The sequence below is a fragment of the Polynucleobacter hirudinilacicola genome (genome assembly GCF_002192535.1).
GTDB lineage: Bacteria > Pseudomonadota > Gammaproteobacteria > Burkholderiales > Burkholderiaceae > Polynucleobacter > Polynucleobacter hirudinilacicola.
This window is the reverse complement of sequence record NZ_NAIA01000003.1, coordinates 419769-445018: the sequence shown is the minus strand read 5'-3', so window position 1 is coordinate 445018 and position 25250 is coordinate 419769. Positions and strand designations below refer to the sequence as shown.

Annotated in this window: 22 protein-coding genes; all 22 read right to left on the bottom strand. The window is 44.6% G+C overall.

The window, feature by feature from the left end:
- Positions 1-17 precede the first annotated feature (17 nt).
- The 22 genes from B6A14_RS06335 to bchB all read right to left on the bottom strand — a co-directional run bounded on the left by B6A14_RS06335 (position 18) and on the right by bchB (position 25244).
- Positions 18-815, bottom strand: a complete 798-nt coding sequence (locus B6A14_RS06335) for a ferritin-like domain-containing protein (protein ID WP_087909657.1) — start codon at positions 813-815, stop codon at positions 18-20.
- 48 nt (positions 816-863) lie between these two features.
- Positions 864-2186, bottom strand: coding sequence for an NAD(P)/FAD-dependent oxidoreductase (locus B6A14_RS06330; RefSeq protein ID WP_087909656.1), 1323 nt, complete (start codon positions 2184-2186; stop codon positions 864-866).
- Positions 2187-2200: 14 nt separating this feature from the next.
- Positions 2201-3163, bottom strand: coding sequence for a cobalamin B12-binding domain-containing protein (locus B6A14_RS06325; protein ID WP_161491116.1), 963 nt, complete (start codon positions 3161-3163; stop codon positions 2201-2203).
- A gap of 119 nt (positions 3164-3282) precedes the next feature.
- Entirely contained in the window at positions 3283-4500 is a 1218-nt protein-coding gene (locus B6A14_RS06320) for a Coenzyme F420 hydrogenase/dehydrogenase, beta subunit C-terminal domain (protein ID WP_087909654.1), read from the bottom strand.
- 13 nt (positions 4501-4513) lie between these two features.
- Positions 4514-6391: a 1-deoxy-D-xylulose-5-phosphate synthase gene (gene dxs / locus B6A14_RS06315; protein WP_087910298.1), complete on the bottom strand. Its 1878-nt coding sequence runs from the start codon at positions 6389-6391 to the stop codon at positions 4514-4516.
- 16 nt (positions 6392-6407) lie between these two features.
- On the bottom strand, positions 6408-7709 hold the full coding sequence (hemA, locus tag B6A14_RS06310) for a glutamyl-tRNA reductase (RefSeq protein ID WP_087910297.1): 1302 nt from the start codon (positions 7707-7709) through the stop codon (positions 6408-6410).
- Between the two features lie 13 nt (positions 7710-7722).
- Entirely contained in the window at positions 7723-8202 is a 480-nt protein-coding gene (locus B6A14_RS06305) for a TspO/MBR family protein (RefSeq protein ID WP_201721487.1), read from the bottom strand.
- 2 nt (positions 8203-8204) lie between these two features.
- A complete protein-coding gene (locus B6A14_RS06300; protein ID WP_087909653.1) occupies positions 8205-9410 on the bottom strand; it encodes a geranylgeranyl diphosphate reductase in 1206 nt (401 codons plus the stop codon).
- Between the two features lie 3 nt (positions 9411-9413).
- The gene (locus tag B6A14_RS06295; protein ID WP_236635679.1) at positions 9414-10742 is read right to left on the bottom strand and encodes a BCD family MFS transporter; all 1329 of its coding nucleotides are present in this window, start codon (positions 10740-10742) and stop codon (positions 9414-9416) included.
- Positions 10739-11623: a chlorophyll synthase ChlG gene (chlG, locus tag B6A14_RS06290; protein WP_087909652.1), complete on the bottom strand. Its 885-nt coding sequence runs from the start codon at positions 11621-11623 to the stop codon at positions 10739-10741. Before chlG ends, B6A14_RS06295 begins: the two co-directional genes overlap by 4 nt.
- A gap of 114 nt (positions 11624-11737) precedes the next feature.
- Positions 11738-12679 carry a 4-hydroxy-3-methylbut-2-enyl diphosphate reductase gene (gene ispH / locus B6A14_RS06285; protein ID WP_087909651.1) on the bottom strand — a complete coding sequence of 314 codons (942 nt, stop codon included), beginning with the start codon at positions 12677-12679 and terminating at the stop codon, positions 11738-11740.
- A gap of 13 nt (positions 12680-12692) precedes the next feature.
- On the bottom strand, positions 12693-13451 hold the full coding sequence (puhE, locus tag B6A14_RS06280) for a putative photosynthetic complex assembly protein PuhE (protein ID WP_087909650.1): 759 nt from the start codon (positions 13449-13451) through the stop codon (positions 12693-12695).
- Positions 13452-13457: 6 nt separating this feature from the next.
- A complete protein-coding gene (gene acsF, locus B6A14_RS06275; RefSeq protein WP_087909649.1) occupies positions 13458-14534 on the bottom strand; it encodes a magnesium-protoporphyrin IX monomethyl ester (oxidative) cyclase in 1077 nt (358 codons plus the stop codon).
- A complete protein-coding gene (locus B6A14_RS06270; protein WP_201721486.1) occupies positions 14531-14884 on the bottom strand; it encodes a hypothetical protein in 354 nt (117 codons plus the stop codon). The genes acsF and B6A14_RS06270 overlap by 4 nt, the downstream gene beginning before the upstream one ends.
- A 2-nt stretch (positions 14885-14886) precedes the next feature.
- Positions 14887-15330: a photosynthetic complex assembly protein PuhC gene (gene puhC / locus B6A14_RS06265; protein ID WP_087909648.1), complete on the bottom strand. Its 444-nt coding sequence runs from the start codon at positions 15328-15330 to the stop codon at positions 14887-14889.
- Positions 15327-16007, bottom strand: coding sequence for a photosynthetic complex putative assembly protein PuhB (gene puhB, locus B6A14_RS06260; protein WP_087909647.1), 681 nt, complete (start codon positions 16005-16007; stop codon positions 15327-15329). Before puhB ends, puhC begins: the two co-directional genes overlap by 4 nt.
- Positions 16004-16768, bottom strand: a complete 765-nt coding sequence (puhA, locus tag B6A14_RS06255) for a photosynthetic reaction center subunit H (RefSeq protein ID WP_087909646.1) — start codon at positions 16766-16768, stop codon at positions 16004-16006. The genes puhB and puhA overlap by 4 nt, the downstream gene beginning before the upstream one ends.
- A 21-nt stretch (positions 16769-16789) precedes the next feature.
- Entirely contained in the window at positions 16790-18220 is a 1431-nt protein-coding gene (locus B6A14_RS06250; protein WP_087909645.1) for a BCD family MFS transporter, read from the bottom strand.
- On the bottom strand, positions 18217-18918 hold the full coding sequence (bchM, locus tag B6A14_RS06245; protein ID WP_087909644.1) for a magnesium protoporphyrin IX methyltransferase: 702 nt from the start codon (positions 18916-18918) through the stop codon (positions 18217-18219). Before bchM ends, B6A14_RS06250 begins: the two co-directional genes overlap by 4 nt.
- Before the next feature lie 2 nt (positions 18919-18920).
- Complete coding sequence (gene bchL / locus B6A14_RS06240; RefSeq protein WP_087909643.1) at positions 18921-19832, bottom strand: ferredoxin:protochlorophyllide reductase (ATP-dependent) iron-sulfur ATP-binding protein; 912 nt, start codon at positions 19830-19832, stop codon at positions 18921-18923.
- The gene (locus tag B6A14_RS06235) at positions 19832-23626 is read right to left on the bottom strand and encodes a magnesium chelatase subunit H (RefSeq protein ID WP_236635678.1); all 3795 of its coding nucleotides are present in this window, start codon (positions 23624-23626) and stop codon (positions 19832-19834) included. Before B6A14_RS06235 ends, bchL begins: the two co-directional genes overlap by 1 nt.
- A complete protein-coding gene (gene bchB / locus B6A14_RS06230; RefSeq protein WP_087909641.1) occupies positions 23616-25244 on the bottom strand; it encodes a ferredoxin:protochlorophyllide reductase (ATP-dependent) subunit B in 1629 nt (542 codons plus the stop codon). Before bchB ends, B6A14_RS06235 begins: the two co-directional genes overlap by 11 nt.
- Between the last annotated feature and the right edge of the window lie 6 nt (positions 25245-25250).

The following is a 25250-nucleotide window of genomic DNA, read 5'->3' as shown; positions in this document are numbered from 1 at the left end:
CTCCAGACGTTTTCTAATTATGTTCCAAGTAGAGTTAATTCTTCAGTAGTAAATCCCGCTTGTTTGCGAGCCTCTAAATTAAATGGCCCCTTTAATACTGGCGCACGATAGGCTTTGGCTAAGTCCTGATATGTCTTGATTGGAGATAAACCTTCCTTGGCGCATAAGAAATTAAACCATTGATTGCCAATCAATACATGCCCTACCTCATCCCTGAGGATAATTTCTAAAATTTCAACAACCTGAGCATCCTTAATCTGTTTAAAACGATCACGAATGGCGGGCACCGCATCCAAGCCTCTAGCCTCCATGGTTCTGGGGACCAGGGCCATTCTGGCAATGACTGCATCTGCAGTTCTCTCAACCATCTCCCACAGACTGTTGTGAGCAGGAAAATCTCCATACGCAACACCAACAGACTGTAAATGATCTTCTATCAAACTAAAGTGGTAAGCCTCTTCTTTTGTAACCTTTAACCAATCTGCATAGTATTGCGTTGGCATATCAGCAAATCGCCAAATTGCATCAAGCGCAAGATTCATCGCATTAAATTCAATGTGGGCCAGTGAGTGCAGCAAAGAAAGTCTGCCTTCAGCGGTATCCATCCTTCTTTTGGGGACTGTTAATGGCGGGACTAACTCTGGCTTTTGAGGGCGTCCAGGAAGCGTGAGATCTTTTGAATTTAAAGTAGCAGAAACGTCTAGAGTAATGTGCTCCTGATGGTAATCAGCAAATAATTGTTGAACCCGATTAACCTTCGTTTTCGGATCTGTGATGACTAGTATTTCAAGGGCGGTTTGACGTAACTCCAGCATTTACTACAGAGATCTCAGTTCAATGGAAAAATACTTGCACAAGTCTAACTAGTGCAATTTTACAATTGAATGTGTTCTGCGGTGAATCAATCGACTTAAGGTATCTAGAAAAACCTTAAACCAACCATGTAAAGCCAATTGATGTAGCTTGTACAGGCTGATGTACATTAATTTAGCAAAGAGCCCCTCAACCATCAGGCTTCCGCCAATCAGGCCGCCCATCATGCTACCGACGCTACTATATTCCCCAAGCGAAACCAAAGAACCAAAGTCTCGATATTGATAAGGCTTCAGGGGTTGATGATGAATAATTCGGTTGATTTGTTTATATAGATGCGATGCTTGCTGATGGGCTGCTTGGGCACGTGGTGGCACAATGCCTCCCTTGCCGTTGTTTGCCTCAGGCCAAGGGCATGCAGCGCAGTCGCCGATAGCAAATATATTTTGATCTAAAGTGGTTTGTAGTGTTGGTAAAACTAAAAGCTGATTGACATGATTAGTCTCCAAGCCACCGATACCTTTTAGAAAATCGGGTGCCTTCACTCCTGCAGCCCAAACAATCAGTTCAGCTGGAATCTCCTGGCCATCGGCAAGCACTACCTTATCTGCTTGAACTTTTTGTACCTTCGCATTTGTCATCACCTTAACGCCAAGGTCAGTCAATAATTTCTCTGCTGCTAGCGAGATCCGCTCTGAAAGTGCTGGCAAAATTTTAGGAGCGGCTTCGATGAGGACTACTTTCAAATCTTTTTCAGGGTCAACTCTATCCATTCCGAAAGAAATGATGGCACGCGTTGTGCGATGTAATTCAGCTGCCAGCTCAACCCCAGTCGCCCCCGCACCAATAATCGCAACCTTTAATTGATGTGGAGCCAATGTACTAGTTTGAGCTTGCGCTCTTAGGCAAGCATTTACCAGGCGTAGATGAAAACGTTTAGCATCGCCCAAGGACTCCAGTCTTTGAGCATATTGCTCAACACCCTGAGTTCCAAAGTCATTTGTGAGGCTGCCAATTGAAATGACTAGGGTGTCATAAGGAATGGCTTGGGTAGGCGTAACCAGCTCACCCGACTCATCTATATAGGGGGCAACCTGAATTTCTTTCTTATCTCTATCGATGCCAACTAGCTCACCCAATCGAAACCTGAAGTGGTGCCAATGGGCTTGAGCAATGTAATCTAGCTCTTGATCGGCAAGATCCATCGATCCCGCCGCTACTTCATGTAGCTTTGGTTTCCAGATGTGCGTTCTATTTTTATCAACTAGGGTGACAGCTATCTTATCGGCACTATAGCTATCGCCCAGCTTGGTGGCTAATTCAAGCCCGCCTGCCCCACCACCTACAATCACTATTCGATGCGCACGAGACATATTAAGATTTTGTACTAGCGCAATCGCTCAACGTAAAAAGTGGCTTTCTCCAGTGCATCCTCAGCATCCATTCCCACCATATCTGCACCTAGATCATCGACGAGCTCAGGAAACTGATTAAATACCGGGCTGCCAATGATGACACCTACATTGGGATTTTTTGATTTAGCCTTGATGCTCTTAATCAACTCTTTGAGCTGCGGAAATTGCTCCCGAACACTGGCTGATAAACCGACAACATCAAACCATTCATTGGCGGCCATCTGAATAATTTCTTCTTCTGTCGCAGCCAACTCGCCCCAAATACGCCATCCAGCTTTGGCAAAGAATTCAGAAACCATAAACAGGCCTAAGTTGTGCTGAGAGCCAGGCAACGGTACCAGCATAATGCTAGAGCCCGTTTTATTTTGCTCTGCATACTGTTGAAATATCGGGCTCAAGTCATACATCAACTGCTTAATGCGCCAAAGCGCGATGGTGACTTCTGTGAAGCTAGATTCATCTTCCTCCCACATTGCTCCAAGCTTTCTGGCAACTGGGGTTAATAAGAGCAAATAAATATCTTCTAAGCTTGTTCCAGAAGCATGAATCTCTTTTACGAAATCAACCGAGATGCGCGCATCCTCCTGGAGAACCAAATTAGTTAATTGAAGGATATTGTTTTCGTCAATGGTTGCTTTTGCCAGCAAGTCTTCTGGAATGGAAGACTCGAGATGCTGCTCAATAATATGGGGCAGTATTTTCCCCTCGATTGTCCTTACCAGGGACTCGAGGTACTCAGCTTCTGTACAAGCTTTTTCAAGTGGATGGGTATCTTGTTCTTTTTTAAAAGTCGCCTGCGATGGCGCATTAGATACCAGACAATCCTCCCACATCCTGTCTGATGACTTAGATGACTGTTGTTGGTCCAACTTAAAGTCATCCTGCTTGGATTTCTTCTTAAATCCTGCAATGCTCACCAGCCTAGATAAATTCATGAACATCACCAGATCAAGTCACGGTCTCAAAAGAACTTTTGAAAATTACCGTGGCTGCCTAAGAGCCTCTTAATTAGAATCCTTACGTTATAAATTCTTTCCGGGAAATTCACAAACACTTAACTGTAGGTGCTTTCCCTAGAGTCCTTGATTTCATCGTTTCTAGGCTCTAATCCATACTTCCGGACAACTTGCCAAACATGATTTGGCACCATGTTCTTGATTTTGTGCGGCGCAGTATTGCGTAAATGAATGACGGACTCAATAGCCTTCATTTCAACCCTTGCTTTTGCAAACTCCAGGCCACGAGGTCCAAATCTGGGCATCACCCAGGCAAAAATACTTCTCATAAAATTCGGCATTCGCTGCAGGGGTAAGCCTCCAGCAGCCAACTCGACATTCTTCATAAAGCCTTTTACTGGCCCCAAACGATTTCCAGCTGACTGCAAGGCTTCAAGATGGATTTCTGGGCCTAATAACTTAGCCAGCTCCTGCCCACGCGCATTCCGCACAATTAACCATTGCTCTCCTGTGCCGGCCATATACCCAACTGTAATATCCGAAAGCGAATTGACGTAGTCAACACAGGTCTTACAAGTGGTCGGGAAGAAATCACCTGGCAAATCTGAAAGCGGCAGCTTCAAGAAAGGAATCTCTTGAATACGTCCATCTGCAAAACGTAACTCTACGTGGTAATCGGCTCTAAATTCTAAGTAAGTGATTTCTTCTGGCTTGTGAGATAGCAAACCTAAAAAATGATGGAAATTTTCTGTGGTTGTGTTGTCTGAGCAAGGTGAGCCAATAATGAATAGTTTTTCAAAGCCCAATTCTTTCTCAAGCGCTCTGGCGGCGTAAACCTGACAAGGTATGCCAACCATCGCAACCCTTTGGTGGCCGAGCTCTTTGGCTTGTTCGAGGTATTGAACAATGGGTGCGTAACCCATTTTCATTCCCCTACAAAGCTGCATATCCTGAGCGCGATTAATAATTACCGGCTGAGGGCGCCACTTATCCTCTGGATCAGATGCCATTGTAATCACCGCATCCACAAGGTCTTGCTCTAACAATAGCTCACATAATCGAGTAATAATCCCCGTCCACTGAGCGCCTTCTAGAGGCTGCTTTAATCGCGCCCTATACATCTGCAGATAAGTCCCAAAGAAGACTTCGTCTGAGTCGCCTATATTACGGACTCTGCCGTGCGTAGAGATTTCAAATTGTGGGTAATTTGGCTGAATGAATTGACAAGCAGTAGCACAACGCTTGGGCTGTTTTGTTCTAGATACTCCACAATCGGTACACAACTCGCGAAATGGGGCAATCTCAATAGACTCCATTGTCGATTGATCCCTAGAGGAATCGCGCTGTAACTCTTTGCTTCATTTTCTCGGAAGAGAGCCCATAGAGATCTAATAAGAAATTGACATCGCCATGCTCAACATATTCATCAGGCAATCCCATTTGCAAAGATTCAATTTGAATATTTTGATCGGCCAGAACCTCAAGACAGGCACTACCTGCTCCACCCTTCACGGCACTGTCCTCGACAAACACCAAGGCATCGTGGGTGCGGGCGATATCGCACAACAATTCCTCGTCCAAAGGCTTCACGAAGCGCATATCAATAACCGTGGCATTGATCTCTTTTGCAACTGAGAGAGCGTTATATAGCAGTGGCCCGAAGCAAATAAAGGCAATCTTTTTCTGAGGGGGAAGTTGTTCAGATATTGATCTGACAACGAGGCCCTTGCCAATTGGTAAAGACTCTAATGCTTGGCCAGTAGTCTCAAGTCCAATGCCAGATCCGCGAGGATAACGAACAGCAGCAGGACCATCATGCTTAAAGGCAGTGGTAAGCATTGCTCTGCACTCTTGCTCATTCGCGGGTGTCATGAGAATCAAATTAGGCAGGCAACGTAAGAATGCGACGTCAAATGCGCCCGCATGCGTTGCGCCGTCTGCGCCAACCATGCCAGCACGATCAATTGCAAATACTACTGGTAAGTTTTGTAAGGTGACATCATGGATTAGTTGATCGTAGCCTCGCTGTAAAAAAGTCGAGTAAATTGCAACGACTGGCTTTAATCCTTCACAAGCAATGCCCGCAGCGAATGTCACAGCGTGTTGCTCTGCAATACCAACATCAAAATATCGTTCAGGAAAGCGCTTTTCAAATTCCACCAATCCAGAGCCTTCGCGCATCGCTGGAGTAATTGCCATTAATCGCTCATCCGCCTCACCCATATCGCACAACCATTCTCCAAAAATTTGGGTATAGGTTTTTTTACTGGCAGGCTTGGCTTGTATACCCACGATTGGATTAAATGGACTCGGGCCATGGTAGGCAATAGGATCAGCCTCAGCTAGTGCATAGCCTTTACCCTTCTTGGTAATCACATGAAGAAATTGTGGTCCTTCTGTTTGAGCAAGAACCTTAATGTTTTGTAAGGTCGATACCAATACATCCAAATTATGGCCATCAATCGGGCCGTAGTAATCAAATCCAAACTCTTCAAAAATCGTTGCTGGTCCCAGCATTCCTTTTGTGTGGCCCTCAAGTCTTTTGGCAAATTCACGAATCGGCGGAGCTACAGAAAGAACTTTATCTAACCCTCTTTTAGTAGCAGCATACATAGAGCCAGAAATTAATTTCACCAAATAGCGATTCAATGCTCCGACTGCCGGAGAAATCGACATCTCGTTGTCATTAAGAATCACAATGAGGGGAACTTTTTTATTGACGCCAGCATTATTCATAGCCTCAAACGCCATACCGGCACTCATTGCTCCATCGCCAATAATAGCTACGACATTGCGCTGCTCATTCTTATTTTTTGCAGCTACCGCCATACCCAAAGCAGCTGAGATACTGGTAGATGAGTGAGCTGTACCAAATGCATCGTACTCACTCTCACTTCTCTTAGGAAATCCTGAAATACCGTCAAACTGGCGCAGTCCTGACATTGCCTCGCGGCGACCCGTCAATATTTTATGAGCATAACTTTGATGGCCTACATCCCAAACCAAACGATCATAGGGTGTATCAAATACATAGTGAAGCGCTAGGGCTAATTCCACAGTTCCCAAATTGGATGAGAGATGGCCGCCCGTACCTGAGACAGAAGTTAATATGAAATTACGCAGCTCTTGAGCAATTTGGGGCAGCTTGGAAACCTCCAACCCCCTTAATTCATCGGGGGCTGATATGGTCTCAAGGAAGTTTGTCATTTTTAACATAGCAACCTCACTTCGACGAGTAGATTTTGGAAATAATTTTTTTGTACTCTTCTAAATTTTCATCAGAAGACTGCTTCAAAGCATGAATCGGGGCATGCATAAACTTATTAGCAAGTGCAATAGCCATATGGGAGAGAACCACCATCGGATCATCGCCGTTTGCAATTCTTCTGCTTGCCTTTTCTAGCTCAATCTTTTGATATTGCTCACCCACATCTTGGATTGACCTAATAATCGGCACTACCGCCCTCTTCCCTAGAGTTTCATAAAACTCTATAACCCCTTTTTCAATAATCTTTTCTGCTTCACCGATTGATTCAAGTCGGTTAGCCTTTCCAGCATTGACGATTTCACCGAGATCATCGATGGAGTAGAGATAAGCATTTTTTAAACTCTTAATTTCAGGCTCAAAATCTCTTGGCACCGCTAAATCAATGAGTGCTATCGGGCGAGACTGCCGAGCTTTCAGTGCCGTTTTCACCATCCCCATGCCTACAATCGGCAAGGAGCTCGCTGTACAGGAGACCACAACATCATATTGATGAAGATGCTTGGGCAAGTCAGCCAAAGGGAAAACTTCGGTCTGTAAATTTTGGCTAGCAAAAGCCTGAATTAATTCACTTCCGCGATCAATGGTACGGTTGGAAATGGCAATCTTTTTAGGATTTTTACCTGCAAAATGATTTGCGCACAGGCTAATCATCTCGCCAGCACCAATGAATAAAACATTGCATTCACTAATTGGTCCAAAGATACGCTCGACCAACTTGATGGAGGCGCCTGCCATTGAAACAGAATTCGAACCTATTTGCGTATTTCCTCTAACCACTTTTGCTACAGAGAAAGTCTTATCAAATAGAGGCTTTAAATAAGTTCCTAAGGTTCCTACTTGGTTTGCGTTCTCAATCGCTTTTTTCATTTGCCCTAGGATTTGAGTTTCACCTAAGACCATCGAATCTAAGCCACTGCCCACCCTAAAGGCATGCTTGACTGCATCGCTCTCCTTGGCAGAGTAAATGTAAGGACGCAGTTCATTTTTATGGACATTATTCTGAGCAGCCAACCATTCAAATGCACGACTCTCTAAATGATGATCCTCATAATCAACATCATTGGCAGCACAATAGATTTCCATGCGATTACAAGTAGAAAGAATTGCCACCTCTGGCTGGTGCTCTGCATTCTCTCTGTGCAAGTACTTACGTAAATCAATTAAGGAATCTTGCAAAACCTCAGGCGCAACTGCTACGCTCTCCCGAATATCAATCGGGGCAGTATGATGATTCACACCGAGATTGAGCAGTTTCATGCTTGGCATATGCTTAGTAGGCCCCAGGATTCAGAACCAGCGTTTCCCAATTGAGGCACATTGCAATCGTTACCCAAATCAAGTACGGCATCATGAGGTATGCAGCGAGCCTACGGATTGGCCACATCACCAAAATAATGGCAAGCACAGAACCCCAAAGGAAAAATGCCTCTATCAACGACCAATCGGGATGCTGCATCCGGAAATATAGGACGCTCCAAAGCACATTGAAAAAGCCATTCAACCAAAAAAGCATGGTGATTTTGTTTTTCTGAGACTGACTAGCGCCACCATTGAAAGCAACCATCCATGCCAATGCAGAGAGAATAAAAATAGTGGTCCAAACGATACCAAAGGCCCAATCTGGTGGTTTCCAAGGCGGTTGAATCAAAGAAAAGTACCAAGGCCCCAACTTCGTAGCCAAGCCACCCAAGACTGAAGTGGTCACCATCCAAGCTGCAATTAGCCAGAGATACTTCTGTTGAAAAAACATCTTCATACTTTAGCTAGGCCCAATAAGTGCCCCATATCCTTAATAAATATTTTGAGATGCGCCATCGGTTTCTTGCGAACGAGCTTTTTGTTCATATAAGACTCAAATGTGAGTTTTTGAACGTCTTTGTCCTCACACATCTTCACGAAACTCTCACGTCTTTTATCGGTCGAGTACCAAAAATATTGCATGATGCCCAAAACAATAAAGGTCATACGGTGCTCTTTCATAAATCGCTTGCGAGCCAATTTCAGTTTTGCTGGATCATTGCTTTCTACAAATTCAGCAACAGCTTCACCAGCCAGTTGACCACCCAGCATCGCATAATAGATACCTTCACCAGATGCTGGAGCAACCACTCCAGCAGCATCACCTGCTAAAACTACTTGCTGGCCGTCATCCCATTTCTTTAAAGGCTTCATTGGTAGTGGCGCCCCTTCATGCCGAATCAATTCAGCGCCTTCTAAGCCAATATCAGCACGTAACTTTGCCACTGCATTTCTCAGAGAGAAGCCTTTATCAGCACTACCAGTGCCAATACTGATAGTGTCGCCATGAGGAAAGACCCAGCCATAAAAATCAGGGGAAACTGGCTTTTGGTATAAAACATCACAGCGACTGGCATCAAAAGAATTTGGTGCATTGGATGGAGTTTTAATAATCTCGTGATAGGCAAACACATAATTTGCCTCAGCACATCCCTGTACGCCTGCACTTCTTCCCACCTGGGATTTAGCGCCATCGGCACCAATGACTGCTTTGGCCAAAACACTCTTTAAGCTACCATGATCGCCATCGCGAGCACCTCGCGTGCGATAGTAAATACGTGCATAAGGACCTTCTCTGGTGAGGTTCTCGAATAAACCATCCTCACGAGTAGCTCCTGCCGCAACGGCACGCTGTCTTAACCACTCATCAAAGTGAGATCGATCGACCATCCCTACAAAGCCGTTCTCAATAGGTATATCCACTGTTTTTCCTAATGGAGATACCATCCGGGCGGATTTTGCTTTCGCTACCAGCAACTCATCTGGGATCTGAAAATCTTTGATTAAACGCGGAGGAATCGCACCACCACACGGTTTAATACGCCCACGCTTATCCAGCAGCAAGACCTGCTTCCCTTTTTGCGCAAGCGTTTGAGCCGCAGTAGCCCCAGCAGGACCACCACCAACAACTACTGCGTCATAAATAAATTCAGTTGTCATGTTTCACCTCACTCCACTAGAACTACCAGTTTTGCTCTCAACTTGAGATGCCATATATGCAGAAGCAACAAACAGAATTGCTTCAATGAAAAAAACAGATGCGTATGCGTATGCAGGGCTTGTAAAAATAGATCGCGCAAGATCACTAGCGCCAGCGCCTAAAAGACCACCTAAGCCAAAAGCAATTGCTTGAGCTCCACCCCAAAGGCCAATCCTGACGCCCTCTTTTCCGCCACCACCCACAACTGCCAAACGCATCATTGAAGCGATAGCAGCAATAGAGAAAGCACCATTCGCTAACCCCAAGATAAATACATTGAGTTTTAATGGCCAGTTACCTTCCAAGATTCCAGCAATCACTAAGCCAGACATTGCTAGCGCAGAGGCGAGACAGCCATAGATCATCCAAGACCTCAAGGATCCAAAGTAAGGCCGCAATCTGCTAGATCCACAAACTGCCACTAATAACATGCCGGTGAGTACGCCTGAGTGCTGAATGCCAGATAGACTGGTTGTCTCACCTAAAGAATAGTTAAAAATCATTCCAGCAAAAGGTTCCAAAATCAAATCCTGCGCACTAAATGCAAACATTGATAAGAAAATGAAGATGGTGAATTTCTTGGTATCAGGATCAGCCAAAATATCACTTAGCGCCTTTCTGAAGGGCGCCTTTTGAGTGTTGCTTGCAGCGGTATTTTGTAGCTCGCGCCCCTCTAATCTATAGAGCGCTATCACTGTAAGAAAGCATGCTATCGATGAAATGATCCCGGAAATGAGAATGACTTTTTCTGGCGAGTAAGGGTCAAGAAATTTACCTGCAATACCACTCGTCAGAGCAAAGCCAAAAATCATCATGAGCCATACCGTGGTCGCAGCCGCGGCTCTTCTCTCATCGCTAACGCCTTTTGCCAACAGCGCTAGCAAAGAGGTGCCACTCATACTCACGCCGATACCAATGAAGAAGAAGGCGACGATTGCTGCTGCAATACCAAGGATTAAGTGAATACCCATGAGTGATGTAGCAATGGCCGCACCAAATCCACCCAAGGCTAGTAAACCTACACCGCCAATAATCCATGGGGTTCTTTTGGCTCCGCTATCAGACTCAAATCCCATCCGCGGTCTAATCACTTGGACAAAATAATGAATTGCTACTAACAAGCCAGGCAGACTGGCAGGCAGTGCTAACTCAACCACCATGATGCGATTTAAAGTAGAGGTCGTCATCACGACTATGGCGCCGATGCATGCCTGTACTAAGCCAAGGCGCACAATACTGAGCCAGCCAAAAGTTGATGACTGATAGAGTGACTGTGTCATAGCAATACTCATGACTCAATCCCCATACTATTAACTGCAAATGCAGCCACCATCATTCCGGAGACCAAGATTGGAACGCCAAAGCCACTGTAAAAGAGTGCTTTCTCAACTGGTCTTTTCAGGAAGTCTCTTAATAAAACGATTTGTCCTAATATCAACCCACCAATCACGATTGCGTAGATAGGCTTACCCCACATCAGTAGCAAAGCCAATACGATCACTTGTGGGATCAACATAAAGGCTGCAGATACTTGGGCGGCTTTCATTGCGCCCAGTTGCACGGGTAAAGATCGAACACCCATTTGTCGATCACCTTCAATCGCCTTGAAATCATTTAAGGTCATGATTCCATGTGCACTAGCGCTATATAAACCAGCAAGTAAGAGTGATGGTTTGCTTGGCAGAACTCCACCGGAGAGTAAGGTTGCTCCAGTAATCCAAGCCAAACCTTCATAACTCACACCACATGCAAGATTGCCAAGCCAACCGTTATTTTTAAAACGCATTGGTGGCATGCTGTAAAACCATGCCAACACTAAAGCAAGCAAGGTAGCTAAAAATCCAATGGGGCCCAAGTAACTTCCAACCCATAATGAAATCAGCGACCACAGTATTGCAATATAGAGACCCCATCGACCAGGAATACGACCTGACGGAATGGGTCGATTAGGTTCGTTAATCGCATCAACATGTCTGTCGTACCAATCATTTACTGCTTGACTGGAAGCACATACCAGAGGCCCAGTAAGCAATAAGCCGAGGAAAAAGATTGGTAGATTTTCAGCAATCTTGTCAGTGCCAGTAATAGATCCGCAGGCAAACGCCCACATTGGCGGAAACCAAGTAATCGGCTTTAAAAGCGTCAAAATTGCTCGTGGTTCTGGCAGATTCATGTAAATGATTTTGTCATTGACATATTAAAGTGTCAATTAAATTTGACACTTTTAAGCCTGATTTTTACCAGTGAAAACCCTTATATATCAAGGGAAAAGACGAATTTCGGGGGTTTAGGCTGCTTCCAGCAAACCCTTGGGGAGGGAAAAATTCACGGTTTCCTCAATCCCAGGCATTGGGACAACCGTACCTCGATAAAGACTATTAATTGCTTCAGTAATTTGGGCTGTCAAAGCCTCAGGCGCAGATGCGCCCGCTGTAACACCAACGCTATTCATTGATTGAAACCACTCAGCCTGAATCTGCTTTGGATCGTCAACTAAATACGCCGGTACATTCATGCTGCTTGCCAATTCTTGTAGTCGCTTTGAGTTGGAGCTATTTTGACTACCTACAACAATCACCACATCTACATGGGGAAGCATCGCCTTCACTGCATCTTGTCGATTCTGAGTGGCATAACAAATATCCTGACGCTTAGGCGCATGAATCTGTGGATATTTCTTCATCAGGGCAGCCGTAATTTCTTGTGTCTCATCAACAGATAATGTTGTTTGAGTGACATAAGCAATCAGTTCATTCTCTTTAAAAGAAAGTTGATCTACATCTTGTACATGCTCGATCAAATGAATTGAGGAATCCACTTGCCCCATAGTGCCCTCCACTTCTGGATGACCACGGTGTCCAATCATGATGATCTGATAGCCGCGCTCTTTTAGGCGAACGACTTCTGCATGCACTTTGGCTACCAATGGGCAAGTAGCATCAAAGACCTGAAATTGGCGCTCATCTGCTTCAAATCGAACAGCCTTGGATACACCATGCGCACTAAAAATCAGAATTGCACCCTGAGGCACCGTATCTAGCTCATTAATGAAGATGACGCCACGCGACTCAAAATCTTTCACGACATAGGCATTGTGAATAATTTCATGTCTCACATAAATAGGGGCGCCATATTTTTTCAGCGCTTCTTCAACGATGAGAATAGCCCTTTCTACTCCTGCACAAAAGCCACGCGGCTGGGCTAGATAGATTGTTTTATTCGAACGCATTGATTATGATTATTCAACGATGGTTCTTATAACCCCACTTCCACAACAGCTCACTGGGAAATGGCATGATCAGGAATAAGTGCTCTAACAATCCAAGCGCCAACAACGTACCAAGTAGCGCTGACGAGGTCATCTCATAGACTGATGACTCAGACGCCGCATGCGACCAAATAGGTACTAAAAAAATAACTGAAATCAAAATGGAGAACGGCATCAGCAAGTTCATTGCCTTACGTCTAAAGTAAGTAATGAGATATTTCAGATGCTGAGGCAAGAAGGCTTCATTGAAATTCAGGACACCTAAGAAGATATTAATCTTCGTGCTTTGCCTCATTCCCCAGAGAATGATGTAAGTCCAAAAACCAGTCTGATTGACAGCCTCTAGGTTCATCAAGAACAAGACAATACCGAGACTGAGCAAAGTTAGCTCATGATAATTAATAGTTTGGAATGCATACCAAGCACGTCTCATTCCACTCAGGCCATGAGGACAATCCGAACGTCTTGATCCAGTAATATATCCAAGTAAAAAAGCAAGCTCTTGCCAACCCCAAATCACAATTGCACAAGTGAAGGAGCAATAGGCTCCAGCAACCGTAGCTTGTTGACTCGAGATTTGCAATCCCCAAAATGCCAACAATAAGACGCCAATGGAAAGCGCAAAGATTACCTTGAAGTAATGTCTTGGCAAGCTATTAATCTTCAGAATAAGGCCGGTACTAAACCACCATACAAAGATGGTAAAGATTAAGGGGCTTATCCAAAAATACATAATGACTTACCAAACAGGCACTAAGCGAATATCTGTTGGCAGCTCATTAGGAACCACTGGCAATAGATAAATACGCAAGAAGGTGGTAGCCGCAGCAACCGCTAATCCGCCACGCTTAATCGCAGACAGAACTCCGCCCTTCTGCTTAAGCTCTTCCACCTCATCCGATATCTTTCTCAGTTTTTCAAAGCCTTCCCAAACCCTTGGATCATCCAAGTTTATGGTGAAAGGGAATACTTGCTTAGAAATATCAGAAGTAATTTGCAGAACTTGACGGTCATAGTCTGTTGGAGAAACGCCTAATGCCTTATGAAATTCTGGTCTGGAATGATCGCGAACATACATCGTTGCGTAAACAGCGATCAGGAAAAAGCGGATCCATAGACGATTCACGCCACTGAGCAACTTCGGATTAGAGCGCATTAGCAATGCAAATGCTTCGCCATGACGGAATTCATCATTGCACCATTTTTCAAACCACAGGAATATCGGGTGAAAACGCAACTCAGGTTTCTTTTGAATAATGCGATAAATCATGATGTAGCGTGCATAACCAATCTTCTCAGAAAGATAGGTTGCATAAAAAATAAACTTAGGCTTAAAGAATGTATATTTTTTTGTTCTTGCTAAAAATCCTAAATCCACGCCGATGCCAAAATCTTTTAGCCATTGATTGATGAAGCCAGCATGCCTGCTCTCATCGCGGGCCATATAGGTAAATAGACTTTTAAGCTCGGGATTATTGATGGATTTCTTAATTTCTGAATAGAGAACACAGCCTGAGAATTCAGAAGTAATCGAGCTAATTAAAAAGTCTAAGAATTCTTGATATAGACCTTCTGGAAGATGGGAGTAGTCCTTAGACATATCTTCAGGACGCTGAAAATGGGCTTGATTAATATCCTGGTCAAACTCCTGCATGAGGCGATCCCACTCTGGCTTTACAGAGGAGATATCAAAACGGTCCATTTCGTCAAAGTCCGTTGTATAAAAGCGTGGGCTCAGAATGGTATTTTCAAGAGCCCGGTCAGTTGACTCGTTAATGGGACGTCCCATTGGCATGGTTGGCGCGTTTGCACTCATACCTTCACTCCTTCATTCAAAATAATTGGGGCAATCTCTTGACTGGGTGCTGGGCGAGGATATTTCTTAGCCTTACTAAATCGAGTGGTCGAGAAACTAACCTCATATAGCATAGTGACCTCTAGTCTTGCAGTGAGATACACCCAGAGTCGTGAAAAGATACCTGCTTTAGAAACAGTGGCGGTTCGGTCGTAACTCAATACTTCACCAAATGAGATATCAGTAATAGGGTCATGAACTAGAACCTCATCTCCTGGTCCTACTTGAACCCCATTCAAGTCTACGTGAGCGTACAGAAACTCAGAGGTATTCGACATATCAACGTGACATTGAACCTTTTGCTTTGACATAGTTATCTCGCGCTAGTTAAAAAAGCAGCGAACTCAGCTGCGTTATCTTTTCCGAATGACTCCAAATCAATTCGATTATTCGTTGCTAAATCAATCAAGGTCAATCTTCCATCAGAACGACTAACCAGTTCAAACGCATCATCGCTAGAGATCTGACGAATCCGACGATCACGAGCTAATGCTCTCAAAATTCCCCTCACAAAGCCAGCCTGACCCTCAACCTGGGCAATCATTTGCCCATTATCCGCAGAAATCACGCCAACCGCACCATTCGGAAGGTCTCTAAAGTGCAGGGTTTTCTTAGTAATTACAGCAGCATCAACTTGAGGCTCTGACTTTCCAGACTGAACATAATTTGCGATCAACAGAATGATTGCCATCAACAATGAAGCAATAAACAATGCAATATAGTTTTGCATCTGAGTGGCATTCATACGCAGAATCATGCTGTTTCAATCCCAGAGTAAGGGTTCTTTGAATTCACTTCTTTTGACTCATTCTTCTGCACTGTACGAGCAATGACATTATTTTGGGCTGCCCATGCATCTACCAAGATTTGAGCGACTTCAGAACAATTTTTAATACTTCTGAAGGTTGGCTGAGGGACGGCCCACTTCCCCGGTCTTGCATGAGGCCATAAGTGGAAAATCGCAATTTTGGTTCCTTTGCTTAACTTCAGATATATATCACCAGAGCCCTGCTTAGCGACACCACAATCCGCTGATTCAATCATCTTGAGCGGAAAATTAAAGGTCATATTCAGCACAATTCCAATACGCATCACAACGCGCTTATTGGTAATCGTATAAATCGCTGTTGAAGCCATTAAATAGGCAATCAGTGCAACCAAACCCAAGCCCAAACCTGAAAGAGCCACAATGTTGAGTGCAGCAAACAGTATCTCAGTGAAGGCCTCACCCTCACTGAAACCAGTCACCAAACGATAAGCCAATAACAGACCAAAATAGATGACTAACATTTTGAAATGAAAGACTCTAAACAAGAGCGCCTTAGTATCGGGCGAGCCCTGCCATAAAATACGCTCTCCCTGTGGCAATCTTTCTGGAAGACCTAGCTCAGGTTCGAACTCATGCTCTGGACTGTTATGGATATCGAGACTCATGCCAATGGCTCCTGACGCTCAGGTGTGGCATACAAAGTACCTGCTCCAAAGTAAGCCATGATTTTTTCTTCTTCCAGCAAAGTAACCTCTTCTGGATGCTTGGTTTTTGGAACCAGTGCAAATTGGTCTGACAAAATCGATTGCACCTGAATATCATGCTTACCAATACGTGAGAAGTTAATTGGTAACAGCACCTTATTGCCATTAGCATCAAGCTCAAGATAGCGAATCATCATTTCCATATGGTCTACCCATACGTCAGTTACCTTACCGCCTTTATTGCCATCTGCACCGATAACATCTAGACCAATCGGATTGATATCGATGGTTGAGATAGCAATATGCGGAAGCTTGCGCAATGGTCGAATACGCGCATGACCCTCTAAGTCGTAATCCACATGATCGGCACGATTTGCATAAGAGCCAGGACCAACGCCTGCTAATAACGGATTGCCAACTGGAGATAAAGGAGCGCCATTCCATGGATGAATAGGAACTGCAGAGACTTTTTCTGGTTCTGGAGGAGTTTGAAGTGGGGCGTAGTATGTCTTGCCAAACTCCGTCACAAATTTTTTCACTCTTGGCATACCTAAAATGCCGTCTTCACGACGCACTTGGCCATAACGCTCAGTTTCCAGTGGAAATCCTTCGCGCTTACTTTCTAGTGTTAGATAGATGATCAATCCAACAAAGAAAAGTAAAAAAATATAAAAAACGACTTGAGCCACGTCGATATATTGTGTAATTGCACCCGTACCCATATTTCTCCCCTTCCTTAAAAACTAGCCTGGAAAATCAGCTAGGCCAAACTTACCGATTTTTGAAACCCCTAAACTTGTCCTTATAGCAACTAAAGGACCTAATGCAATCAGAGTAATAAACAACAAATAAATCTCAATGTGATAAACAAAGCTATAACCAATGGCTGGGCTCATTAAGGCGGAGCCAATTGCCCCACTCGTTGCCAATTGACCGACGAGATCCCTAATTCCACCGCCCAAGGACATGCCAATACCTGAACAAGTAGCAGTTACAGCACCCCAAGCGCCTATTACCATGCCACTCATATTGTCTTGCTCCATGCTCATTGCGATGGTTAGAGTGCTGACAGCAAATAAACCTCCACTAAAGCCAATCAAGAGTGCGCCTAATCTAAATAGATTTGGGGAGCCTAGAGGTTCAGAAAAGATCACCATACTGAATGCGATTAAGCCGAGTAATAAACCTAACGCAGCAATTCTGTGGGCATTGTGGCCACGACTTAACCATCTGGCCGAAAGCGAGAAAGCCAATAAAGATCCAAATGCAATAAGGGCTGTTAAGAAACTGGTTGCAGAAACATCAAGCTGCAATATCTCACCGCCATAAGGCTCCAAAATAATGTCTTGCATGCTAAAGGCAGTTGTACCGAGACCCAGCATGACTAAAAACCGGCGTACGTGCGGCTTTCTGATGAACTCATGCCAGCTCTGAGTAAATTTAGGCTGAGGAATTGCGGGAGAGGTATTTCTTGGCTGCCGAGCTTCTTGTTTCCACAAAGCAAAGAGATTGAGCAATAAAGTGAGGATGGCCACGCCCTGTATCACCCTGATTAATTGCATAGGGCTAAAGGGATTCAAAAATACACTGAACAAAATTCCGCTAAACACCATGCCCACCAGCAACATGACATACATCATGGCAACAACGCGTGGTCTATTTTTCTCATCCGCTAAATCAGTGGCTAAGGCCAGACCAGCAGTTTGGGTGGTTTGCATACCTGCACCAACTAGCAAAAACGCCAAGGTGCTACCAAGATAACTGAACCAGATAGGCCAGTGGGTGTCGCCAGATAACAAGATGAGGGCAAATGGCATGATGGCAAGACCACCAAACTGCAGCCAGGTACCAATCCAGATATAAGGAACCCTTCTCCAACCCAATATCGAGCGGTGAGTATCAGACTTGTGGCCAATCAAAGCTCTAAAAGGGGCAAAGACCAAAGGTAAAGCCACCATTAAGGCTACTATCCATGCTTCTATATTCATCTCAACAATCATGACTCGATTAAGAGTGCCAACTAGTAATGAGGTGGCCATACCAACAGACACCTGAAACAAAGATAGTCTGAGCAGGCGCCCCAAAGGCAAGTTAGGAGTCGCCACATCAGCAAAAGGCAAATAGCGAGGATTAATCCTCGTCCATGCTTTGGCGATCTTAAACATGCCCATCATGATTTCTTTTGCAGCTCCATTAATTGAGATTTATAAAACCCACTAGAAACTAAATGTGTAAAGGGTACTTCCCAATCAACAAACCAAGGGGACTCTTTGATTGCTTGATGCAGCCTGGTTTGACTAATAGGCTCAATGAATGGAGCCCTGTCTCTTCTTGGAAATAAGCGGCCAACCCGAATCATGAGCTCAAGCGGCAATGTGCTTGGGGCAAAGGTAAAGAGAATTTTTTCACTAACGCGTGAGGATAATTTCTCCAAGACTACCAACATGTCCTTGGCGCAGTAGTGAATCATGGAGTCCATGCCAATGACATAATCGAAGTCACCATAAGCCTCATCCAACATATCGCCAGCATAGAACTGAATGTTCTGGCGGTCAGATTCAGGAATTCTGCTTTTTGCAAGCTCAATCAGATTGGGTGACAAATCAACTGCAGTAACTAAAGCCCCTTTATTAGCAAGCTCAAGCGCTACAGCGCCGGTGCCACAACCTGCATCTAGAACTCTTTTGCCAGTCAGATTTTCTGGCAATCGACTAATAATGCTATTGCGCATTTGGTCGCGCCCCGCTCTCACGGTTGCTCGAATACCGCTTACTGGAGCATCTGATGTCAGCTTTGCCCAAGCATCGTTAGCAGTACGATCAAAATAGTCCTGTAACTTACTGCGTCTATCTAAATAGGAAATAGCATCCATGATTAATCAAATCCTAGTAAGTCAAAGATTTCACGATCTTTTAGAGATTCCATCAACAAAGGATCATCATCTAAAAGTAGGCTGGCTGCCAAGCGGAGGTACTCCTCTTTCACCGCCTCAATTTCAGGCGTAGATTCCATTTCAAAAATCGTGCATTTCTTTAAACGGCTCTTACGAATAGCATCTAGATCAGGAAAATGAGCCATTTTCTTCAGACCAACTCGATCATTGAATTTATCGATCTGATCGGTATCTTTGCTGCGATTAGCAATCACGCCACCTAAGCGCACGTTATAGTTTTTTGCCTTTGCACTAATCGCTTGAACGATACGATTCATCGCAAAGATAGAGTCAAAGTCATTAGCAGCCACAATCAGTGCGCGGTCAGCATGCTGTAATGGAGCAGCAAAACCACCGCACACAACGTCACCTAGCACATCAAAAATGACAATGTCAGTGTCTTCTAGTAAATGATGCTCTTTTAAGAGCTTTACAGTTTGACCGACTACATAACCACCGCAGCCAGTTCCCGCTGGAGGGCCACCAGCCTCAACACACATCACGCCGTTAAAGCCTTCGTAGACAAAATCTTCTACGCGTAATTCTTCAGAGTGAAAATCGACTGACTCAAGAATATCAATCACTGTTGGAACTAACTTTTTAGTGAGCGTAAAGGTAGAGTCATGCTTTGGATCGCAACCAATCTGAATCACTCGTTTTCCTAATAAGGAAAAGGCTGCGGAGAGATTAGAAGAAGTTGTACTTTTCCCGATCCCACCTTTGCCATAGATCGCGAATACTTTCGCATTGCCAATTTTCTCGTTTGGATCAAGGTGAACTTGCAAACTACCCTCACCGTCCAATGGCTTACTTCGAGAATTAATTGAAGAAATTGGTACGTTAACCGTTTCCATTAAATAGGTACTCCCTCATATACACCTTCAAGTCGATCTTCAAAGTCATTGGCAACGCGACGTAATGTCTCTAATACCGATGGCTCTGGCTTCCAATAATTTCTTTCTGATGCTTCTAATAAACGGCTTGCTACTTTCGCTGATGATGCAGGGTTAAGACTCATTAAACGCTCACGCATTTCTGGATCTAATATGAATGTCTGAGTAAGGTGTTGATACACCCAAGGCTCTACTTGACCGGTGGTTGCAGACCAACCTACCGTATTTGTAAGATGACTCTCTAATTGGCGCACGCCCTCGTAACCATGCTTCAGCATGCCCTCATACCACTTAGGATTGAGCATGCGTGAGCGAGTTTCTAATGAGACCTGCTCATTGAGGGTCCGAACTACTGCGTCACCCTTGGTTTGATCGCCGATATATACCGGAGCTGCTTTGCCACCTTTAGCCCGACGCACTGCACGACTCACGCCGCCTAAGGTATCAAAATAAGTATCAATTGTGGTTACACCCAATTCAATGGAATCCAGATTTTGATAGGTCAACTCGACATCCGCAAGAATGGAATTTAATAATTCACTTTGCACCACTGGTCTACCAGATCTTCCGTATGCAAAGCTTTTACGGCGAGTATAGGTTTCTGCTAATTCATTTTCGTCTTGCCACAAGCCGTTATCAATCATCATATTGACGTTAGCACCATAGGCACTCTCAGCATTACCAAATACACGCAATGCAGCTGTCTCAAGATCGCAGCCATTACTAGCTTGATAAGCAAGAGCATGCTTACGAATGAAATTCTGCTCAACTGGCTCATCTGCTGCTGCTGCCAAGTAAGCAGCTTCGGCCAGAATCTTAATTTGCAAAGGCATCAGGTCTCTGAAGATTCCAGAAATTGATACCATCACATCGATTCGTGGACGACCTAACTCTTCTAGTGGTACAAGTTGTGCACCTGCTAATCTACCGAAGCTATCAAAACGTGGTTGCGCACCCATTAAGGCAAAGATTTGCGCAATTGGGCCACCTTCTGTTTTTAAGTTATCAGTGCCCCAAAGAACCATGGCGATCGATTCTGGCAATGGATTTCCATCGGCTTGATATCTTTCCAAAATTTTATTAGCCTGGTATTCGCCATCCTTCATCGCAAACTTACTAGGAATTCGGAATGGATCAAAGCCATGAACATTTCTGCCAGTAGGAAGTACTTGAGGATTTCTGAGTACATCGCCACCTGGCGCAGGACGGATATAGCGACCCTCCAGGGCCTTCAGAATACCTTGCATTTCGCTATCGGAATGTAGATCACGATGCATATTCATTGCCTGACTTAACTCCTCTTGTAAGCTAGGTGTTAAAGCAAGCTTTTGCTCTTTAGCAAACTGTTCAATACTTTGGCAATGCATCAGTGCACTCATCGACTCTCTAGATAAATCTTGAATCTGCCCTTCTTGAACAGACGCATAGCTCATCAACATATCCAGGCTTTGCTCTTCACTCATTTGGCCGCCCAATATATGCAAGCCATACGGAATCAATGTGTACTCTAATTCTAGGATTTGCTCGCTTAAATGCATCACTGCTTTATTGACTGTGTCTGCATCCAAAGTCTTCCATACCGGCTCTGCAGATACAAACTCCAATTCGACCGCCTGTGCTTGTAGAGAATCCAACAGTTCCTGTGCATTAGCATCCCAAACTTGAGTATTGGCTTGATCATCATCCTTAGGTACTGCTTTACGCCAATGTTCGACAGCTTCTTTGAGCTCTAACAAGCCTTGATAAAGGCCTGCCTGAGAAACTGGTGGAGTTAAGTAACTGATGAGTGTTGCACCAGCACGTCTCTTTGCAATCGCCCCTTCTGAGGGATTGTTTGAGGCATAAATATATAAATTCGGTAAATCATGAATGAGGCGATCTGGCCAGCAAGAACCCGACATACCAGATTGCTTGCCTGGCATAAACTCAAGCGCACCATGCGTACCAAAATGCAAGACTGCAGAAGCAGCAAAATCTTCTCTTAGATAACGATAAAAGGCTGAGAATGCATGAGTAGGTGCAAATCCTTTTTCGTAAAGCAATCGCATTGGATCACCTTCATACCCGAAGCCAGGCTGAAGGGCCACAAAAACATTGCCAAATTGCTTACCCAGAACAAAAATGGATGATCCATTGGTGAGGAGTTTGCCTGGAGCTGGGCCCCATTGAGCTTCAATCTCTTTTAACCAAGGCTCGCGCTTAATATGATCATCGGTGCTAATTTGGCTATGCACATTGGCATCTGTGCCAAATTGCTTGGCATTTCCGATGAGGATCTGATCCCTGAATTCGTCTAAAGAGTTGGGAATATCAACTGTATAGCCCTCTGCTTTCAAGCTCTTCAGAGTATTAAAGACAGATTCGAATACGCTCAAATGTGCAGCTGTACCAACTCTTCCCGCATTGGGTGGGAAATTAAACATTACTAAAGCTACCTTGCGATTAGCGCGCTCAGATTTGCGTAATGCAATGAGTTTGCTAACACGTGCCGCCAACATCGCAGTGCGCTCCACACAAGTATGCATATCGTGGCGATTAATGCTGGCTTCAAATACGCATGCTTTATGGCATCCAGTGCACTGCACATCTGCTTCACCAGCACGACCACCAAATACCATGGGGACAATCGCACCATCCAACTCCGGAATCGCGATCATGAGGGTGTTCTCAACTGGTAATAGGCCACGATCTGAACCGCCCCAATCATTTAAGGTTTGGAACTCAAGAGGTTGCGCCGCAAGATAAGGCACATCCAGCGATGCCAATACCTCTTCTGCTGCCTTCGCATCGTTGTAAGCAGGGCCACCTACTAGAGAAAAACCGGTCAAGGAGACCACAGCATCTACAGTATTTTTTCCGTTTTGGAAGAAGAATTGCTCAATCGCGGGTCGTGCATCTAGGCCGACTGCAAAAATCGGCAACACTTGTAAGCCTTGTGCCTCTAGCGCAGCAATAGCTGAATCATAGTGAAGAGTATTACCAGCCAAGATATAAGATCTGAGTAGCAACAGGCCTACTCTGCCTTTGGATTTCTGATCACTTACGAGCTTTGGTAGATCAGCTATCGATTCACTCATGCGACCCTGAAGCCGCGGATGATAAATACCATTGTCTGGATAGATTACTGGCTCAACTAACTTCTCTTTAGTTTTAAATACCTCACGCTCACCAGTAGCGTAACGATTCACTAAATTCTTGACCATGTGGTAAAGATTCTCTTCAGAGCCACCCAACCAATATTGCAAGGTTAAGAAATAGGCTCTGACATCTTGAGCACCACCAGGAATAAAACGCAGAATTTTTGGCAAACGACGCAACATTCTCATTTGCGCTGCGCCACCGGTCTGAGATTTTTCTTTATTACCTCTGAGGCGCTTGAGCAAACCAAGCAAGCCACTAGCAGGCTTGCCCATATCAAACCCACCCATGCGGGTTAGACTCACTACCTCGCCTGCTGACATTGCACAAACCATTGCATCACAATGCTCTCGCCTTGCTTTGAGTGCATCGATCACTGGTTTAAAGTGGTCTTCCATAAACAGCATGGTCACAATCAAGATATCGGCTGATTCAATATCCTCAATACAGCTTGCCAAAGCTTTGCTGTCTACTGTCCAGCTTGATGCGGCATGAATCGTTAATTCCAGACCAGGCATTTTCTTTTTAAGTGCGTAGCGAGCCCGCTCGGTCGCGCTAGCCAAGTGCGTATCCATAGTCACGATAGTGACTCTCATTGAAGTACGCTTATCTGCCATAGTGAGCCTTTGCGTCATAGAGAGTTTCGATCGTAATTTGACTAATGCCATGCTCTACTGCAAATTTTTCAGTATTACGTCGCGCCTTACCTCTCACAAAGAATGGAATCTTTCCCAATTCTTTTTCAGCAGCTGCATCCCAAAGATTGGCTGGATTAGCGCCATTAAAGACTTCAGCGTTGACTTGGGCTGACTGAGCAGGAACTGCATCGTTAGTATTCGCTACAGCCGGAGCATGCTCTTTTGCACTAGGGCTTCCATGACCTAAGTGAGATGGCGCTGCTTTAGCAGTAAATTCAAAGTCATCGCGGAACATCATGATGAGATGCTCTTCTAGACCCATCATCAGAGGATGAATCCAGGTATCAAATAAAACATTGGCGCCCTCAAAACCCATTTGAGGAGAGTAGCGTGCAGGGAAATCTTGCACGTGTACTGGAGCTGAAATCACTGCGCAAGGAACACCTAATCTCTTGGCGATGTGGCGCTCCATCTGAGTTCCCAAAACTAAGTCTGGACTTAACTCAGCAACCTTTTGCTCTACTTCTAAGTAGTCATCGGTAATTAGCGCTTCAACATCGTAATTTTTTGCAGCTTCACGAACTTCACGTGCAAATTCACGACTATAAGTTCCCAGGCCGACTACTTTGAAGCCAATTTCTTCAGCAGCAACCTTTGCTGCTGCAATAGCATGGCTGGCATCGCCAAAGATAAATACCCGCTTATCAGTTAAATAGGTTGAATCAACCGACTTGGCATACCAGTGAGCTCTTTCTTCTTGATCCGCTAAGGTGGCTTCAGGATTGAGATTAGCAAGCTGCGCTACCTCTTGAATAAATGCCTTAGTTGCTTTAGTACCAATCGGGATAGTCTTTGTGAATGGCTGGCCGAAAGTTTTAGTGAGCCAAGTAGAAGTCAGCTGACTGATTTCAGGATAAAGAGATACGTTGAAGTCAGCTTCTGTGATCCTAGCGAGATCAGATACGGATGCATTTAATGGCGCTACTACCCTCACCTCTATGCCCATAGATTCGAGTAGGCCTCGAATCTCCTGTACATCATCACGATTTCTAAAACCTAAGGCTGTTGGTCCTAAGATATTGCAGCTAGGTTTTTGGCCTTCCTGCTTGCTCGCAACACGCTTCTCTTGATACTGTTGCGCTGAAATCGATTTATCGACACTCACTAAGCCACGAACAATATGATAGAAAGTTTCTGATGCTCCCCAGTTTTCCTTTTTTTGATACGAAGGCAATTCCAAAGGGATAACTGGAATAGGCAGGCTTAATGCTCTTGCCAAACCACCTGGATCATCTTGAATCAACTCAGCAGTACATGAGGCACCAACAATCATTGCCTTTGGTTGAAAACGCTGATACGCATCATTGACTGAATCTTGAAATAACTGCGCTGTATCGCCACCCAAGTCTCTTGCCTGAAAGGTAGTGTAGGTAACTGGAGGACGCTTACGTGAACGGCCAATCATCGTAAACAGCAGATCTGCGTAGGTATCTCCTTGGGGGGAGTGCAGAACATAATGCATATCTGTCATTGAAGTTGCAATGCGCATTGCTCCAATGTGAGGAGGGCCTTCATATGTCCACAGAGTTAATTGCATAGGATT

What these genes read in the sequence shown, in the direction of transcription:
- B6A14_RS06335 (WP_087909657.1), bottom strand. Translation starts at nt 815, where the DNA reads ATGCTGGAGTTACGTCAAACCGCCCTTGAAATACTAGTCATCACAGAT.
- B6A14_RS06330 (WP_087909656.1), bottom strand. Translation starts at nt 2,186, where the DNA reads ATGTCTCGTGCGCATCGAATAGTGATTGTAGGTGGTGGGGCAGGCGGG.
- B6A14_RS06325 (WP_161491116.1), bottom strand. Translation starts at nt 3,163, where the DNA reads ATGAATTTATCTAGGCTGGTGAGCATTGCAGGATTTAAGAAGAAATCC.
- B6A14_RS06320 (WP_087909654.1), bottom strand. Translation starts at nt 4,500, where the DNA reads ATGGAGTCTATTGAGATTGCCCCATTTCGCGAGTTGTGTACCGATTGT.
- dxs (WP_087910298.1), bottom strand. Translation starts at nt 6,391, where the DNA reads ATGACAAACTTCCTTGAGACCATATCAGCCCCCGATGAATTAAGGGGG.
- hemA (WP_087910297.1), bottom strand. Translation starts at nt 7,709, where the DNA reads ATGAAACTGCTCAATCTCGGTGTGAATCATCATACTGCCCCGATTGAT.
- B6A14_RS06305 (WP_201721487.1), bottom strand. Translation starts at nt 8,202, where the DNA reads ATGTTTTTTCAACAGAAGTATCTCTGGCTAATTGCAGCTTGGATGGTG.
- B6A14_RS06300 (WP_087909653.1), bottom strand. Translation starts at nt 9,410, where the DNA reads ATGACAACTGAATTTATTTATGACGCAGTAGTTGTTGGTGGTGGTCCT.
- B6A14_RS06295 (WP_236635679.1), bottom strand. Translation starts at nt 10,742, where the DNA reads ATGAGTATTGCTATGACACAGTCACTCTATCAGTCATCAACTTTTGGC.
- chlG (WP_087909652.1), bottom strand. Translation starts at nt 11,623, where the DNA reads ATGAATCTGCCAGAACCACGAGCAATTTTGACGCTTTTAAAGCCGATT.
- ispH (WP_087909651.1), bottom strand. Translation starts at nt 12,679, where the DNA reads ATGCGTTCGAATAAAACAATCTATCTAGCCCAGCCGCGTGGCTTTTGT.
- puhE (WP_087909650.1), bottom strand. Translation starts at nt 13,451, where the DNA reads ATGTATTTTTGGATAAGCCCCTTAATCTTTACCATCTTTGTATGGTGG.
- acsF (WP_087909649.1), bottom strand. Translation starts at nt 14,534, where the DNA reads ATGAGTGCAAACGCGCCAACCATGCCAATGGGACGTCCCATTAACGAG.
- B6A14_RS06270 (WP_201721486.1), bottom strand. Translation starts at nt 14,884, where the DNA reads ATGTCAAAGCAAAAGGTTCAATGTCACGTTGATATGTCGAATACCTCT.
- puhC (WP_087909648.1), bottom strand. Translation starts at nt 15,330, where the DNA reads ATGATTCTGCGTATGAATGCCACTCAGATGCAAAACTATATTGCATTG.
- puhB (WP_087909647.1), bottom strand. Translation starts at nt 16,007, where the DNA reads ATGAGTCTCGATATCCATAACAGTCCAGAGCATGAGTTCGAACCTGAG.
- puhA (WP_087909646.1), bottom strand. Translation starts at nt 16,768, where the DNA reads ATGGGTACGGGTGCAATTACACAATATATCGACGTGGCTCAAGTCGTT.
- B6A14_RS06250 (WP_087909645.1), bottom strand. Translation starts at nt 18,220, where the DNA reads ATGATGGGCATGTTTAAGATCGCCAAAGCATGGACGAGGATTAATCCT.
- bchM (WP_087909644.1), bottom strand. Translation starts at nt 18,918, where the DNA reads ATGGATGCTATTTCCTATTTAGATAGACGCAGTAAGTTACAGGACTAT.
- bchL (WP_087909643.1), bottom strand. Translation starts at nt 19,832, where the DNA reads ATGGAAACGGTTAACGTACCAATTTCTTCAATTAATTCTCGAAGTAAG.
- B6A14_RS06235 (WP_236635678.1), bottom strand. Translation starts at nt 23,626, where the DNA reads ATGGCAGATAAGCGTACTTCAATGAGAGTCACTATCGTGACTATGGAT.
- bchB (WP_087909641.1), bottom strand. Translation starts at nt 25,244, where the DNA reads ATGCAATTAACTCTGTGGACATATGAAGGCCCTCCTCACATTGGAGCA.